Annotated in this window: 14 protein-coding genes and 1 pseudogene; 13 read left to right on the forward strand and 2 right to left on the reverse strand. The window is 57.7% G+C overall.

Translation table 11 applies throughout. The features are described from left to right. Positions 1-27 precede the first annotated feature (27 nt). Together FIU90_RS15730 and traA are read right to left on the reverse strand one after the other, a co-directional pair. Positions 28-855: pseudogene (locus tag FIU90_RS15730) on the reverse strand (DUF6118 family protein). After that, positions 797-3,682, reverse strand: coding sequence for a Ti-type conjugative transfer relaxase TraA (gene traA / locus FIU90_RS07615; RefSeq protein WP_152434234.1), 2,886 nt, complete (start codon positions 3,680-3,682; stop codon positions 797-799). The pseudogene FIU90_RS15730 and the gene traA overlap by 59 nt, the downstream one beginning before the upstream one ends. Positions 3,683-3,855: 173 nt before the next feature. Here traA and FIU90_RS07620 point away from each other — a divergent pair, with 173 nt between their 5' ends. The 13 genes from FIU90_RS07620 to FIU90_RS07680 all read left to right on the forward strand — a co-directional run bounded on the left by FIU90_RS07620 (position 3,856) and on the right by FIU90_RS07680 (position 13,616). Next, on the forward strand, positions 3,856-4,155 hold the full coding sequence (locus FIU90_RS07620; protein ID WP_152434235.1) for a conjugal transfer protein TraD: 300 nt from the start codon (positions 3,856-3,858) through the stop codon (positions 4,153-4,155). Between the two features lie 28 nt (positions 4,156-4,183). Continuing rightward, positions 4,184-4,420, forward strand: a complete 237-nt coding sequence (locus tag FIU90_RS07625) for a conjugal transfer protein TraD (protein WP_152434236.1) — start codon at positions 4,184-4,186, stop codon at positions 4,418-4,420. A 139-nt stretch (positions 4,421-4,559) separates the two neighbouring features. After that, on the forward strand, positions 4,560-5,192 hold the full coding sequence (locus FIU90_RS07630; RefSeq protein WP_152434237.1) for a tyrosine-type recombinase/integrase: 633 nt from the start codon (positions 4,560-4,562) through the stop codon (positions 5,190-5,192). Between the two features lie 183 nt (positions 5,193-5,375). Then, the gene (locus FIU90_RS07635; protein ID WP_152434238.1) at positions 5,376-6,104 is read left to right on the forward strand and encodes a CPBP family intramembrane glutamic endopeptidase; all 729 of its coding nucleotides are present in this window, start codon (positions 5,376-5,378) and stop codon (positions 6,102-6,104) included. A 53-nt stretch (positions 6,105-6,157) separates the two neighbouring features. After that, entirely contained in the window at positions 6,158-7,168 is a 1,011-nt protein-coding gene (locus tag FIU90_RS07640; protein ID WP_152434239.1) for an AraC family transcriptional regulator, read from the forward strand. 92 nt (positions 7,169-7,260) lie between these two features. After that, positions 7,261-8,106, forward strand: coding sequence for an NAD(P)H-binding protein (locus tag FIU90_RS07645; RefSeq protein ID WP_152434240.1), 846 nt, complete (start codon positions 7,261-7,263; stop codon positions 8,104-8,106). Between the two features lie 76 nt (positions 8,107-8,182). Further along, positions 8,183-8,686, forward strand: coding sequence for a DUF1772 domain-containing protein (locus FIU90_RS07650; RefSeq protein WP_152434241.1), 504 nt, complete (start codon positions 8,183-8,185; stop codon positions 8,684-8,686). 26 nt (positions 8,687-8,712) lie between these two features. Next, complete coding sequence (locus FIU90_RS07655) at positions 8,713-9,705, forward strand: hypothetical protein (protein WP_152434242.1); 993 nt, start codon at positions 8,713-8,715, stop codon at positions 9,703-9,705. 16 nt (positions 9,706-9,721) lie between these two features. Next, positions 9,722-10,984, forward strand: coding sequence for a serine hydrolase (locus FIU90_RS07660; protein WP_152434243.1), 1,263 nt, complete (start codon positions 9,722-9,724; stop codon positions 10,982-10,984). A 5-nt stretch (positions 10,985-10,989) separates the two neighbouring features. Next, positions 10,990-11,709 (forward strand): CPBP family intramembrane glutamic endopeptidase, encoded by a 720-nt coding sequence (locus FIU90_RS07665; protein WP_152434244.1) that lies wholly within the window; start codon positions 10,990-10,992, stop codon positions 11,707-11,709. A gap of 103 nt (positions 11,710-11,812) precedes the next feature. Next, positions 11,813-12,712 (forward strand): pirin family protein, encoded by a 900-nt coding sequence (locus FIU90_RS07670; protein WP_152434245.1) that lies wholly within the window; start codon positions 11,813-11,815, stop codon positions 12,710-12,712. 506 nt (positions 12,713-13,218) lie between these two features. Continuing rightward, positions 13,219-13,425: an AlpA family transcriptional regulator gene (locus FIU90_RS07675; RefSeq protein WP_067673162.1), complete on the forward strand. Its 207-nt coding sequence runs from the start codon at positions 13,219-13,221 to the stop codon at positions 13,423-13,425. After that, entirely contained in the window at positions 13,422-13,616 is a 195-nt protein-coding gene (locus FIU90_RS07680) for a helix-turn-helix domain-containing protein (RefSeq protein WP_152434246.1), read from the forward strand. The genes FIU90_RS07675 and FIU90_RS07680 overlap by 4 nt, the downstream gene beginning before the upstream one ends. The last annotated feature ends 143 nt before the right edge of the window (positions 13,617-13,759 follow it).

Consider the following 13,759-nt stretch of genomic DNA (forward strand, 5'->3'; position numbering starts at 1 on the left):
TCGCAAGGAATAACATGCGACCATTGTTCATGGTTCTAGCTCAATCGAACACTTGATGGTTCTGTTTGCCTCAAGTGCTCTTTCAGCGCAGCGACCCAAGGCTTCTCGGTTGTTGCTCAGGATGAGCTGCGTGGCAGCCAGTTCCTCCCACCCTTTGGGGTTCTGCGACCGGATCAACCGGATGCCCGCTTCCACGATGGTCGGTTCGCCAACGGCCTTTCGAGCCATCCGTTCGGGCCAGTGCCAGCTTTCAGGCATAGCGCGGGCGATGGTACTAGGCAGAATCGATCAGAGCAGTATGCCAGCCAGCACACCCACGCCTGCAAAGCGCCGGGTCTGTCGTTTCTGCTCGTCCTCGGTGCGGACCCGCCCGACAATTGCAGCGAGACGACCGGTTGCAAGGTCCAGGTCTTTGCGCCCGTGCCGGAACAGGTCGCTGGCATCGCGCAGCATGTCGAGTGAGGCACGCTTGATCTGAACTGCTATGTCTTCCGGAGTCAATTCGATGGCAGGCTTGCTGTCGATTGCGTTCAGCGCCTTGGAGACCTGTCCCAGCTGATCGGCCATCTGGCCGAGCGTGGCGGTGTAGTCCGGGATCACGATGTCGGCTCGCTCCCTAGCCATGTTCTGGACCGTATGGCGCACCATCGCCATTTCGCCTTCGAGACGGGCGAAGGCTTCGGTCGCGGGATCTGTTTCTGTCTCGGCTTCAGGTTCTGGCTTCGGGGCGGGTGGTTCCTCGACTTCAAGGTCCAGTTGCACTTCTTCGATGTGGTCGTCTTCCATCTCGTTTCTCCTAGATGCCCATGTCGAAAGCGCGGGTGCGCTCGCGGGCGAGGGTTGCGGTGAGTTCATTGGCGATGTTGCGTTCGGGCTTCGGATCGATGCCGAGTTCGCGGGTCTTGCCGCGCAGCAGCACTTCGACCTGCGGATCGCGTTCAAGCCCCTTCGCCAGCTCGTTTTGCTTGGCCAACACGCAGGCAGCGTCCGCACGGTCGCCCTGCTGCTCAAGTTGTTTGCGCGCAACGGTCAGACCCTGCCAGTCGCTGACAAAGCGTTCGGAGCGCAACGCCGGATCGGTGCGCACGGCGGCTTCGTGCTGCATGGCGCGCATGACTTCCTGGCTACGCCCGCCAGCGGCCTCAGCAATCAGCTCAGGACGCCGCTCCAGCGCCTTGGCGAGATCGATTGCAGCATGAGGCCGGATTGCGTCGAGCGCCTTTCCTGCCTTCTCCAGTGCGTCCTTCTGGTGCGGGAGGACGGGCAAGCCCTGGGCCTGCATCGTGCCGATATCGCCCGCCGCGCGGGCATAGCGTTCGACCGCGCGGCGCTGGTCGTTCTGCGTGTTCGCCTGCGCAGGGATTGGCTCAAGCTGGCGGGCCTGTGGTCGGAAGTTTCCGAAGATCGACTTGGCGCGACTGGGCACCTGCCGAACCATCTCTATTATCCGTTCGCGGAAGCTGATGCCGCGCAGTTCGGCGAAGGCCTGCTCGGGCTTATAATCGCCCGCCATATCCTTTCCGCGTTCGCGGCTCAGGGTGCGAACTAGCTTGGACTGATCGGCAAAGTCATCGCGGCCATAGAGCAGGGCCAGCCCGTCGCGATGGCGCGACATGGCGACATAGGCGGAATGGCTATCCATGCCCGGCGTGGCCAGCACATGGGCGCGGTCCACCGTCATGCCCTGCGCCTTGTGGATCGTGGCGGCGTAGCCATGATCGATGTGGGCGTAGTCCTTTGTTTTAAAGACGACTTCGCGGCCATCATCCGTGCGCACCGCTATCCCTTGGGCGCTGGCCTGTTCGACCGTTCCCAGCGTGCCGTTCTTCACCCCAAGCCCGCGTTCGTTGCGCAGGAAGATGATGCGGTCGCCCGACGCAAACTGGCGCGCGCCGCGTGCCGACTTGATCGTGGCATCCGCACCCAGTGCGCCCGCCGCACGCATTTTCCCGCGCGCCATTTGGTTCAGTGCGCGGACCTCATCATTGGTGTGCGTGAGGATGATCCGGCTGTCTTCGGGGCCGCCCCGCCGCTCGCGATCCCAACGCTCGATCAGCTCTGTCCGCGCGGTTTCGCGCGTCTCGGCGGCATGGACCATGCCGCGTTCTTCGTAGGTCTGGATTGCTTCGCCGGTGCGGCCCGTGGCGAGGTGCCTGGTGGCATCCTGCTGCCATGCGGAAAGCTGGCGACGAACCTCGCTGATCTCGACGCCGCCGTGGCGTTCGTGGATGGCTCGAAATGCCGCGCCTGCTTCGATGGCCTGAAGTTGCTGCTGGTCACCGACCAGGACAATTTTCGCGCCTGTCCTAGCGGCATGGGTGAGCACGCGCTCCATCTGCCGCGTGCCGACCATGCCCGCTTCATCAATGACGAGCACGTCGCTCGAAGTGAGGTGTTCGCGTCCCTTGCCCCATTGATGCTCAAGGCTGGCGATGGTGCGCGATGCGATGCCGGAACCTTTCTCCAGACCCTCGGCGGCGATACCGGACAGGGCCGCGCCTCGCACATTGTAGCCAGCGCTTTCCCAAGCCTCTCGCGCCACGCCCAGCATCGCGCTTTTGCCGGTTCCGGCATAGCCAACGACCACGGCAAGGCCGCCCTTCTTGGTCACGTGTTCGAAAGCGGATTTTTGCTCGCCTGAGAGCACCAAGCCGCGCTTTGCTGCGCTGGCGAATGCAGCGTTTCGTTGGGTATCGCTGACGTTGTGTTTGGTTCGTGCGGCTATTGCGTCAGCAGCGCGATGCAGGCGTTGTTCGGTCTCGATCATTGCCCGTGATGTGAACCGGTCCTGCCCGCGCCCGTCTTTGCCTAGACCGATCAGGTCGGAGCAACTGCACACCGCATTGTAGGCCGCGTCAAACTGCTCCTTGCCGTCGCTGTGGCGGTGAACAAATGCGGCAAGATCGCGCCTGGTGAAGGTGGCTTGCTGGTGCGTGATCGCATCGAACGCAAGCGCGGGATTGGCGATGATGCGTTCGCCATTGCGCTGGGCGATGGCGCGGTGCTCGTCGATCCGTTCCGCTTCGAGTCCGCGTCCGCCAATGCGCGAGGCTGCGGGACCGATCTTGTCCTGCGGTTCAAGCGCGATGCCTTGCGCGTCCAGGCTGCGATGATCGATCCGCGCATCGATATCGCGTTCCGCCAGCGCGCGGTTCACATGGTTGGCCCAGCGCACGCGCCATTGCGCGATCAGCGTTGTCTTGTTCCAGTCGCGGACCTTTGCGCCAAAGCCGTCCTTGGTGACCTCCCGCATGGTGAGCATGACATGGGCGTGTGGCTTGGCCTTGCCGTCTTCGCCGATATCCCAATGGACATTGAGATCGGCGATCATGCCCTTCTCGACGAACTCGGCTTTCACGAACTCGCGCGCCAGCCTGATGTTGTCCCTCTTCGCCAGCTCGCGGGGCAGTGCGAACTCGACCTCGCGGGCGAGCTGGGCATCCTTGCGCTTCTCTCCGGCCTCGACCGCGTTCCAGAGCGTGGCCCGGTCGGCGAAGGCTTCAGGCGCAGCTTTGGGCAGCATCACTTTGGAATGAAGGACACCTGCCTTGTTCGTGAAGTCATGGGTTCTGTCGATGCGCTCATCGTGCAATCTCTCGCCCGCACGATAGGCTGCCGCCGCCACGGCACTGCGTCCGCTCGACCTTCCGATGACCTTTGCGCTGAAGTGAAAGATTGCCATGTCGGCAATCCAGTTACACTCCAAACGCCACGTCGGCACGACGTATAAGCGCGCCCTCTCATGATAAAATCCTGTTCGGGACTAGGCGGTATCACACTGTCCCGGCGACCTTACTGCATTGAGAAAGCTCACCGATTATCATGGACCCATCACATCAACGATGGAGACATCCCATGCGCAAACCCCGCGATTTTGATTCGGAACTGAAGGCCTTGGCCGACAAGGCAAAGCAGCTGAAGGAACGCCGCGTGCGCGATCTCGGCGCGCTGGTCCTGGCAACCGGAGCCGACGCGCTCGATGCTGAGACTCTTGCAGGCGCGCTGCTCGGTGCTGCCGCCAACACCGACAAGGCGACCGGGGAGGGCTGGCGCAAGCGCGGCGCAGCCTTCTTTCAGGACAAGTCGCGCGACACTGCGAACAGACCTCGCCAGCAGCCGGAAGGCACTCTGCCGACAGGCGGCGGCACGGCATAGGCTTGAGGCGGCAAAGGCAAGAACCGACATGCGCGAATGGCAGGTGAAACGACGCGAACGGACAAAACAACTGATCGAGCTGGGCGGCCTTGTTGCAAAGGCCGATCTGGTCGAACTAATCGACGATGACCGCGCTGCGCTTTACGGCGCCTTGCTCACCGTCGCGGCCAAGCTGCGCGGTCCGGATCGTGCGCAAGCGCTGGTGCTGTTCCGGCGCAAGGGCAAGCGCGCGTTTGAGGCGGAGCAGCAGGGCCGAGTTAGATGAGCGCCATGGTGAACTCTTATGGCTTTCCGTCTGCTGGCTCATGGCAGTTAAGCGCCCTCAATCCAATACCTAGCCATTCAAGATCTTAGTCCCTGATAGCGGACATTCTTTGAGGCCATTCCGGCCAAGGAGAAGGAATATGACTTACTCACAGTTTGATCCGGCGGCACAAGGCCGGGTGCCATGGAACTTTGGCGCAAAGATCGGACCCAAGCGTCCGTTCAATCAGAAGCAGATCTGGGCGATCCGATTCTTCCTCGATCGTGAGCAGCGCGTCAGGGATCGAGCGCTGTTTGATTTGGCGATCGATAGCAAGCTCCGAGGATGTGATCTCGTTGAGCTCAAGATCGGCGACTTGGTAAGCGGACCTGAGATCAGAACGCGTGCAACGATCACTCAGCGCAAGACGGGTAGACCAGTCCAGTTTGAGATAGCCAAGGACGCCAGAGAAAGCTTGTTCGCATGGCTCGAACTTCGAGGGGGCGATGTCGAAGAGTTTGTATTTCCCAGCCGGGTTGATCATTCACGTCATCTTAGCACACGCCAATACGCGAGGCTGGTCGATGAGTGGGTCGAAGCGATAGGGCTAAGACCCGAAGAATACGGAACGCACTCACTTCGCCGAACCGCAGCCTCAACCATTTACAAGGAGACTGGCAACATCCGAGCAATCCAGATCCTTCTTGGTCATTCAAAGATTGAAAACACCGTGCGATATCTCGGTGTCGACATAGAAGACGCGTTGACCTTGGCAGAGAAGACTGAAATCTGACTGGAGTTGGGCGCTGGCCCCAAGTGATCCAGCGTCCACTTCTGGAGGTGAAAGCGCATTGTCCGGTTTAGATGCCCAATCTTGGTTCAGACCAGTTCGCGCTCCCAAAATGAGCCCCTTCTCGCGCCCGCTTGTCGTGGATGGGCAAAACTCTGGCGGGGTCCGGCAAGAGCCCTAGGCAAATTGAGCCTAACTCAGTTGAATGACTGCTCTATTCAACACCCAATCACGCTTTCGGCCCCTCATCGATTTCTGTGCGATTGTTTCGCTCGGTTACCTGCTGAAGATTGTTCTCGACCAGTTCATCTGGCGTTACAGCGGACCGGTCTCGCTCGGGATTATGTTGTCAGTTATCCTCTTCTATCTGAGATCGATGGGAGAAAGCGGGCATGGATTGGCCTTGTCAAGATCAAGTCGAGAAGAGGCTTTGTCCTGCTGCCGTTCCAGACATTACTTGCGCTCTTTGCGATCCTGGCGACCGCCTCCGCTCTTAGCCTCGCTGGTGAAGCGCTTGGATTGGACTTCATGAAGCCCGACAATTCCAGAGCTCAAGATCGCTTTGGTGATGTTGCAGGCAATACGCGGCTCTACATTTTCTGGTTGGCGATAGTTTGGTTCGCCGGTCCCGCTGAAGAATTGTACTTTCGAGGTTTCATGATCGGGAAGCTGCGCGAGGCATTGGGTAACTCGACCTGGGCGAGCGCGCTCAGTGTGCTGATATCCGCCCTGATCTTCGGCCTTGGCCATGTCTACTATTTGGGGCTGCGCGGGCTCGTCACTACCGGCGGCATAGCGGTGACTCTGGGCGTTCTTTATATCCTGCATATGCGCAATATCTGGCCTCTCATGATTGCTCATGCAGCCGCCAACACTCTTACTTTCACGGTGGTCTACCTTCAGCTGCAAGCCTAACTTGCGGTCACTGGCGCAGTTGGTAAGTTGCCCCCAGAGCAGTGGGGCATGCAATGAGCGAGATCACATCTCTCTACGTTCACAAGGTTCTCTCCCATGTTGGTGGAGGCGTTGAGACACGAGACCTGCTGGAGAGCATGGGCGTCCCGACCGATGGAACAATAGACCCCAAGCTGATGGTTGCAGCCGATCAGTTCTATGATTTCTTTGCAACCTTGGCACAGCGCGATCCTGACGGAATTACATTGCCACTTCGCATCGGTGCCACGATGAAGAGTGATGAGTACGGTGCTTTTGGCCTTGCCTGGAAATCTGCACCGAACTTGCGCGGTTCGTTTGTGAGATCGGCGCGCTACGGCCACGTGCTCGGCAACGCAGAAACCTATAGCCTTGAACAAGGCAACGATGGCTGGTTCTTCAGCCTGGATAAGGCAGGCAATACTGGGCCAGGTATGCTTCTTTCAAACGAGGCCAGCATGTCCTCGGTAATGACCATATGCCAAGAAGTTGCTTCTCAGCCCTTTCAGCAGCTTGGTGTCTTCTTCAAGCATGGCGCGCGCGGTGACCCCGCCGTCTATGAGAAGCACTTTAACTGCCCAGTTCATTTTAACTCTGGACGCGACGCATTGCTTGTCAGCGATGAAAGCCTTGATGTGCCCAACAAGCTTGGTGATGAGACCATTGCTCAGTTCTTTGACCAACATCTCGAAGCAGAGCTTGCAAAGCATGCAGAGCCAGAAAGCCTTGATAAGCGAGTGCGCATGGTGGTCGCCAAAATGCTGAGCGAAGGTGTGCCAACCCTTTCAACCGTCGCAGGATCGCTTGGAATGAGCGCGCGGACCCTGCAACGAAGGCTCTCAGATCAAGAAAAGTCCTTTCAAGGCCTCGTGGATCAGGCGCGCAGGGAGCTCTCCCAACAACTGCTTCGTGAGACAAATTATAGCCTTGCAGAGATAGCCTTTCTCACCGGTTTTGCCGAACAAAGCGGCTTTACTCGAGCTTTCAAGCGTTGGGCGGGCGAAACGCCCCGCTCTTATCGTTTGGAGTCACAAACAGGCCGCTGACGCCATCTGCACAAATCTTGTCGTTGTCGGGCAAGAGACACTGAGGCCACTCACCTATCCCAAGCTTGTCTCCAACAAACAGGAACAAGCACATGGCTACTCAAACCGACAATGCACCGATCACCTTGGCAATCGGTGGAACCGGCAAGACCGGAAAGAGAGTTGCGGACCGCCTGATCAAAAAGGGGCACAAGGTTCGCATTGGCTCTCGCTCCTCCTTCCCGTCGTTCGACTGGGACAAAGAAGCAGGTTGGGATGCCGCGCTTGAGGGCGTCTCGAACATCTACATCACTTACTCCCCAGATCTGGCGATGCCAGGGGCGAAGGATGCGATCAGCGCTTTGGTCCAGCGCGCCAAGTTGAAAGGCGTCAAGCGCCTCGTTTTGTTGTCCGGTCGCGGCGAACAGGAAGCGCAGGACTGCGAACAGATTGTGGCGCGAAGCGGCCTCGAATGGACTGTTGTCCGCGCCAGCTGGTTCAGCCAGAATTTTTCTGAAGGTGCCTTTATTGACATGGTGCTTGGCGGAGCGATTACTCTTCCAGCAGGTGACACACCAGAACCGTTTGTCGATGTCGATGACATTGCCGATGTGGCCGTCGCTGCACTCAGCGAAGACGGGCACAATGGCGAGATTTACGAAGTCACAGGCCCAAGGCTGATTACCATGGCTGATATAGCAGCAGACCTCTCTGCTGCGACGGGGCGGGAAATTATCTTCGTCGATGTGCCGCATGACGCTTTCATCGAAGAGCTCACCAAATCTGGCGCCCCCGAAGATGTCATCTGGATGCTCGACTATCTGTTCTCGACGGTACTCGATGGTCGCAATGCGCACCTGACAGACGGGGTTGAGCGCGCGCTTGGCCGCTCACCCAAAGACTTTGCCGACTATGCGCACGAAGTTGCCGCAACCGGTGTGTGGGCAACAGCAGCCTGATCTGGCTGTTCGGAGGCAACCCGGTCGCACTGCCGGTCGAAACCTTCCGAAAAACCAATGAAAGGACACCCAAACCATGACCTATGACTGGCCCCTCTATTTTGCCCTCTTCCTTGCGCTTTGGAGCGCGATTGTCGGAGGCAATTTCTCGGCATTCTCGGAATTCATCATGTCGGCCCTCAAAAAGACTGAGCCAGCTGGCGGCATCGAGGCGATGCAGAATATCAATCGTGACGTGATCAAAACTCAGTTTGTCGCCGGCATCCTCTCGATCGCCACCTTCTCGGCCATCTTTGCGGTCTACAGTCTGTTTGTGTTCGAAGGTGCGGCGCTCGTGACGCTTATCCTGGCGTCCCTGGTTTTTCTGGCCAGCGTCTTTCTGGTGACGATGTTGGGCAATGTTCCGATGAACGACGCGCTTGCTCGCCTCGATCACGACAGTCTCGATGCCCGAATCTACTGGGAGAAGTACATCCGGACATGGACACTGCTCAATCATGCACGGTCCTTCGGCAGCATTCTGACCTCCGGGCTCTATATCATCGCTGCGATCACCCTGATCACCAGCAGCCAGGTTTGACGCCATCCAAGGCGCTGGAGGACATTATGCAGATCAAGCTCCCCCTTCTTGCCGCTGCCGCGGTTGTGGCATTGGCTTCTCCGCTCGCCGCACAAGACCCATTGGAAGCAGTCATCGACACCAGCGATGCAGACCGGTTTGCGGCCTTGTTTCTCGAGACTGAGGAGCAGCCCAGCCGAGAGCGGATCGAAGCCAATTACCTGTCTCAAGCAGGAGAGGGTCTTGCCCTCATGCAGACCACTCGCTTTGGAACAGCTGAGGCTCTCTCCGACGCTATCACAAGGTCTCCGGCCACTTATCGTGACGCCATTCAAAGGTGTCTGCCCATCGCGAAGAGTATGGAGCCTGACTTAAGGGCGACATATCTGGCACTATCGGGACTATTTCCCGATGAAACCTTGCCTCGTGTCGAGGTCGTCATCGGGGCTGGAACTTCTGCCGGAATCGCTTCGCCAAACGTTCAAGTGATCGGGCTTGAAACTTTGTGCGCTGCAAGCCCAACGGAGGCAGAGTTTAGAAGTGCCCTCAGATATTTCTTCGCGCATGAACCGGTTCATTCCCTCCAGCCGCCGTTAGACGAGACCACGTTGGGGAACGACCCTCTGCTTACTTTGGCTTTGCATGAAGGCGTTGCGGACATGATCGCGGCCTTGGTCTTGGGTCGCATTCCCGATGCCGAGCGTGATGCTTGGGCCATGACCCGTAGGGATGCACTGTTCCGGCAGTTTCATGCGGACCGGGAAATCATTCGTGCAAGCGTCGCACGCGGAGAGACATTAGCCACTTTCTCTCCCGAAGCGCGCTCAGCCCTTGGCCGCTGGTTCTTCAACCACAACCGGGTCGCAAAGGACTGGCGCAGCGATCTTGGATACTGGATCGGCCGCCAGATGGCCTTGGCATATGTCGATCACGCGCCGGACAAACGAAAGGCCATCGAGGAACTTGTCCAAGGAATTGATCCAATGACTGTTCTGCAAGCCTCCGGCCTATCGGACCCTAACGAATTTGGAGGGCAGTGAGATGCGGACCACTCTAATGCATATTGGTGCAGCCATTGGTTGTTGCACGTTGTGGGGCGCTGCCGTCTTCGCAGGCCTCGATCAAGGCTGGGGAGATTCTGCGCTCGCCGAAAGTGGAGATGCCATCGAATTTGCACGGGCCGCGCAATCCATCGCCGAGGACAAAAACATCGGCAATGTAAGCTTTGTCTTGATTGAGGGTGGCGAGACCGCCTCTGAATTTCACCTGTCCAACGGTGATGCGGTCGACGCTCAGTCAGTCTTCCAGGTAGCCTCGCTCGGCAAATGGCTGACGGCTTGGGGTGTCATGGCCCTGTTCGAAGAGGGACAGCTTGACCTCGATGCGCCGGTCTCGGACTATCTCTCGCGCTGGACACTCCCGGCTTCGGAATTTGATGCATCAGGCGTTACAGTGAGGCGTTTGCTGAGCCACACAGCCGGTCTTAGCGACGGTCTTGGTTATGACGGGTTCGATGCAGCGCAGGATCGCCAATCTCTAGAGGCTTCGCTGACTAAGGCTGTGGATGCATCTCCCGGCAATGATGGGAGAACTCTTCTGGGTAGCGAGCCTGGCTCAGGCTTCGCTTACTCGGGAGGCGGCTACACCTTGCTTCAACTCCTGATCGAAGAGGTCTCTGGTAAGTCGTTCGCTGAATACATGGATGACAAGGTCTTTGTCCCTCTGGGTATGGAGAGAACGACGTTTGATCATGCCAGAGCGCTGGAGCTTGGGCTGGCAGAGAATTTCAGACCCGACGGCACAGCGGAGCCATTCCGTTGGTATACAGCATTGGCCGCCACGTCCTTGTTCACCACATCTGAAGACCTCGGCAAGTTTCTGATGGCGCAGGCTTCGGACGGGGCGAACCCGGTTCTCTCATCCTCGACCATGAACCTCCTGAATCAGCCTCACGCCTCTGAAATGGGTGCAGAAATATGGGGACTTGGCACGATGCTCTACGCGTCCAACAATGCGGGTGGACATATCATTGGCCATGACGGCAGCAACGAACCTGCCATCAACACAGCCGCGCGGCTGGACCCGGCTAGGGGAGATGGAATTGTCGTTCTCTCGACCGGCAATCCGATGCTTGCGACCGAATTGGCTGGCGAATGGGTGTTCTGGAAAACCGGTAACGTAGATAGCCTGACATTCGCGTCGCGGCTGCCGACAGCGCTAGCGGCGTTTGCTGGTGGAGTGCTCATCATCCTGACTGGCGCGGGCTTGAGTCTGTGGCTTCGTAAACGCCGTGTCTCACCGCGCCAAAAGGAAGGGTAGCCCCCGTGTCACAGAGTCAAGAAGGTCCCGATGAACACGTGTATCGACGGCAGTCCAAAGAGCGACTCATCGCCTTTCGCGACTTGGCACTGGTCGTGGCGATGATGGTTGCCGTTAAGCAATCATTGCTTCCCATCACCCAACTCTACGCGGGGCCCGCGTCAACGCTCAGCGCTATGATTTTGGCTACCATACTCCTTCGGCGTCGGGGGCGTAGTTGGGGCGATCTTGGCTTTCGCTGGCCCGAAAGCTGGATCAGGACGCTTGGCCTAACCGTATTGACCATGGCCTTCTTTTTGGTCTGCACACAACTTATGGTCCTGTTGGCGGACCAGTTCTTTGAAGACATCGGAACAAGCGATCGCTTCTCTCACATCGAGGGCGATTTGGTCGCCTATGTTCTGATCATGCTTTTGGTGTGGACGCACGGATCGTTCTTCGAAGAGCTTTTGTTTCGGGCTTTTATCATAAGCAACGCAAGTGAAAGTCTGGGTGGCGGTCTGCGTGGGGATATTATCGCCCTGCTCATTTCGTCTGCCTTCTTCGGCTATCGGCACGCCTACTATCAAGGGTGGCATGGCGCACTTGTTACCGGTGCGGGAGGGTTTGCCTTTGGCGTGTTCTACCTGTGGTTTGGAAAGCGTAATATCATGCCGCTGATCTTGGCACATGGCACGTTCAATACCCTAGGCCAGACGTTCCGATATCTCGGCATAGAGGACTAAACGCTCAATTGGCGCGAGATGCCAAAAGTCTGGCGGGGTACGGCAAGCGCCCCGCTCTCGGTGAGCCTACTCGTAAGGGACTAAGTCGAACGGAGAATTGAAAATGCAGCGCCAAGCATCAACCTCGATTGAGCCAACTGTCGATCATAGCCAGCACGTGCCGGATTCCACTCTTGCCCCAATTGCAGGCAAGCCCCTTTCAATCCGGTCTGGCTTTGAAGCGCTCAGTTTCAAGCACGCCATGTTTGGAGGTCTGATGGACCCGCTGGTGATGGTCGATCACTACACCATGACCGAGCCAACATTCGGCGCGCATCCCCATGCTGGAATGTCAGCGGTCACCGTCCTGTTCGAGGACAGCAAAGGCGCCTTCAACAACCGGGATTCGCTTGGCAACGACATCGATCTGATGCCAGGCGATCTTTACTGGCTTAAGGCTGGCAGCGGAGCCGTCCATGACGAAAAGCCGGTTTCTGGTGCTACCGCTCACGGCCTGCAAATGTTTGTAAATTTGCCTGCTCGCATGAAGCGCGACGCACCGCATGCACTGCATGTCAAAGCTAGCGATATGCCAATGATCGAAAGCGAGGGGGCAAAGGTCCGTCTTGTCTTGGGCGAAAGTAACAATGTTCGTGGCGCCAGTTCCCCAGCATTGCCGATGACCATCCTCGATGTGAAGATCGATGCGGGCAGTCACATTGAGCACGATGTTGCCCACGGCCACTCGCAATGGATCTACACAGTCCGTGGACGCTGTGAGGCTGTTTTCGGGACTGATCGTGTCACGATCACTGAGGGACATGCGTTGGCGATCGCGGCGTCGCGAAAGGCCGAGAAACTGAATGTCCGAGCGAATGTGGATAGCCATGTGGTCATCGTGACGGGTGAGCCAATTGTGGAAAGCTTCTTCCAGCGCGGCCCATTCGTGATGAGCACTCAGGCCGAGATTGCAGAAGTCGAAGCGGCCTATCGTTCTGGGCGTTTGGGGCGACTTGATGACTAATCGATAGGTTGGCTTAGAGCTTTCGCTCGACCGACACGACGTTACGTCCGATAGTGGGTCGTTAGCGGAATGTCGGCTTTCCCGGTCATGGCATCCTGAAGCGGACTGACTGCTTACGGCCCAGTTTCAGTCGTTTCGGGCTGCCAGGTTCAGCAGCACATGGGTCTCTCGCCTGATGCAAATTCAAAATTGGGAAGGATAGCCATACCGGAGCATTCTGGATTCGATTCGCGCAAATTTCGGCAACGTTGGCGCGGAAATCCGTCGCTGTCGCTGCAGATTCGAGCGCGTCAGCCGCAAAATCGTGTCGAAAGAAGAAAATTCTCAGAACCAGGGGCCACGGAGCTGCTTGTCCGTTGAGGTCTCGGACCGTCCATAGACGGTTCAATTCGTGCAAATCATTGAAGATTTACCCGAAATCCAACTCGAACTGACCCTTGCGTTGCGCCAAAAAGTTCTCATTATGTTCCGTAGAGGGGCTGCCAATGTCAAAGTGAGAATGCCCTATGTCCAATACCGAACGCATCATTCGCTTGAAGACCGTGCTCGACCGCACCGGCCTTTCCCGCTCCACAATCTATCGCAAGATCGCTGAAGGCACTTTTCCGTCTCAGGTGAAGATAAGTGTGCATGGCGCGGGTTGGCATGAGTCAGCTATCAATCGCTGGATTGCCGATCCCGCTCACTATCGTGAAGAGGAACCGGCGGAATGAGCGGCCATCAACTTGTCGAGCCGATCTGTGTCAGGGTCAATGACGCTGCGCGCATGATCGGTGTCGGACGCACAAAGCTCTACGAGCTGATTTCCAGTGGCGAACTCGAAACGGTCAAGATCGGCAAGGCAACGCGAATTATGACAGCCAGTTTGCATAAGCTGGTTGAGCGGTGTCGGGCGTCGAATTGACCAGGCTGCTAACTCGCAATTGGACAGCGTCAGACCGTGCCATTATGTTGCGTACTGGCGCGCTACGAACCGCCCATTTATTCAGCTTTTCGGCCAAAACGCTGAACCGAACCACCGTTAAATGAACGAAAATGTGGGGGAGA

Origin of the sequence: Erythrobacter sp. THAF29 (genome assembly GCF_009363635.1) — a bacterium.
In the GTDB taxonomy this organism is placed as follows: Bacteria; Pseudomonadota; Alphaproteobacteria; order Sphingomonadales; family Sphingomonadaceae; genus Erythrobacter.

What these genes read in the sequence shown, in the direction of transcription:
- FIU90_RS07645 (WP_152434240.1), top strand. Translation starts at nt 7,261, where the DNA reads ATGGCTACTCAAACCGACAATGCACCGATCACCTTGGCAATCGGTGGA.
- FIU90_RS07640 (WP_152434239.1), top strand. Translation starts at nt 6,158, where the DNA reads ATGAGCGAGATCACATCTCTCTACGTTCACAAGGTTCTCTCCCATGTT.
- FIU90_RS07655 (WP_152434242.1), top strand. Translation starts at nt 8,713, where the DNA reads ATGCAGATCAAGCTCCCCCTTCTTGCCGCTGCCGCGGTTGTGGCATTG.
- traA (WP_152434234.1), bottom strand. Translation starts at nt 3,682, where the DNA reads ATGGCAATCTTTCACTTCAGCGCAAAGGTCATCGGAAGGTCGAGCGGA.
- FIU90_RS07670 (WP_152434245.1), top strand. Translation starts at nt 11,813, where the DNA reads ATGCAGCGCCAAGCATCAACCTCGATTGAGCCAACTGTCGATCATAGC.
- FIU90_RS07650 (WP_152434241.1), top strand. Translation starts at nt 8,183, where the DNA reads ATGACCTATGACTGGCCCCTCTATTTTGCCCTCTTCCTTGCGCTTTGG.
- FIU90_RS07660 (WP_152434243.1), top strand. Translation starts at nt 9,722, where the DNA reads ATGCATATTGGTGCAGCCATTGGTTGTTGCACGTTGTGGGGCGCTGCC.
- FIU90_RS07625 (WP_152434236.1), top strand. Translation starts at nt 4,184, where the DNA reads ATGCGCGAATGGCAGGTGAAACGACGCGAACGGACAAAACAACTGATC.
- FIU90_RS07630 (WP_152434237.1), top strand. Translation starts at nt 4,560, where the DNA reads ATGACTTACTCACAGTTTGATCCGGCGGCACAAGGCCGGGTGCCATGG.
- FIU90_RS07675 (WP_067673162.1), top strand. Translation starts at nt 13,219, where the DNA reads ATGTCCAATACCGAACGCATCATTCGCTTGAAGACCGTGCTCGACCGC.
- FIU90_RS07680 (WP_152434246.1), top strand. Translation starts at nt 13,422, where the DNA reads ATGAGCGGCCATCAACTTGTCGAGCCGATCTGTGTCAGGGTCAATGAC.
- FIU90_RS07620 (WP_152434235.1), top strand. Translation starts at nt 3,856, where the DNA reads ATGCGCAAACCCCGCGATTTTGATTCGGAACTGAAGGCCTTGGCCGAC.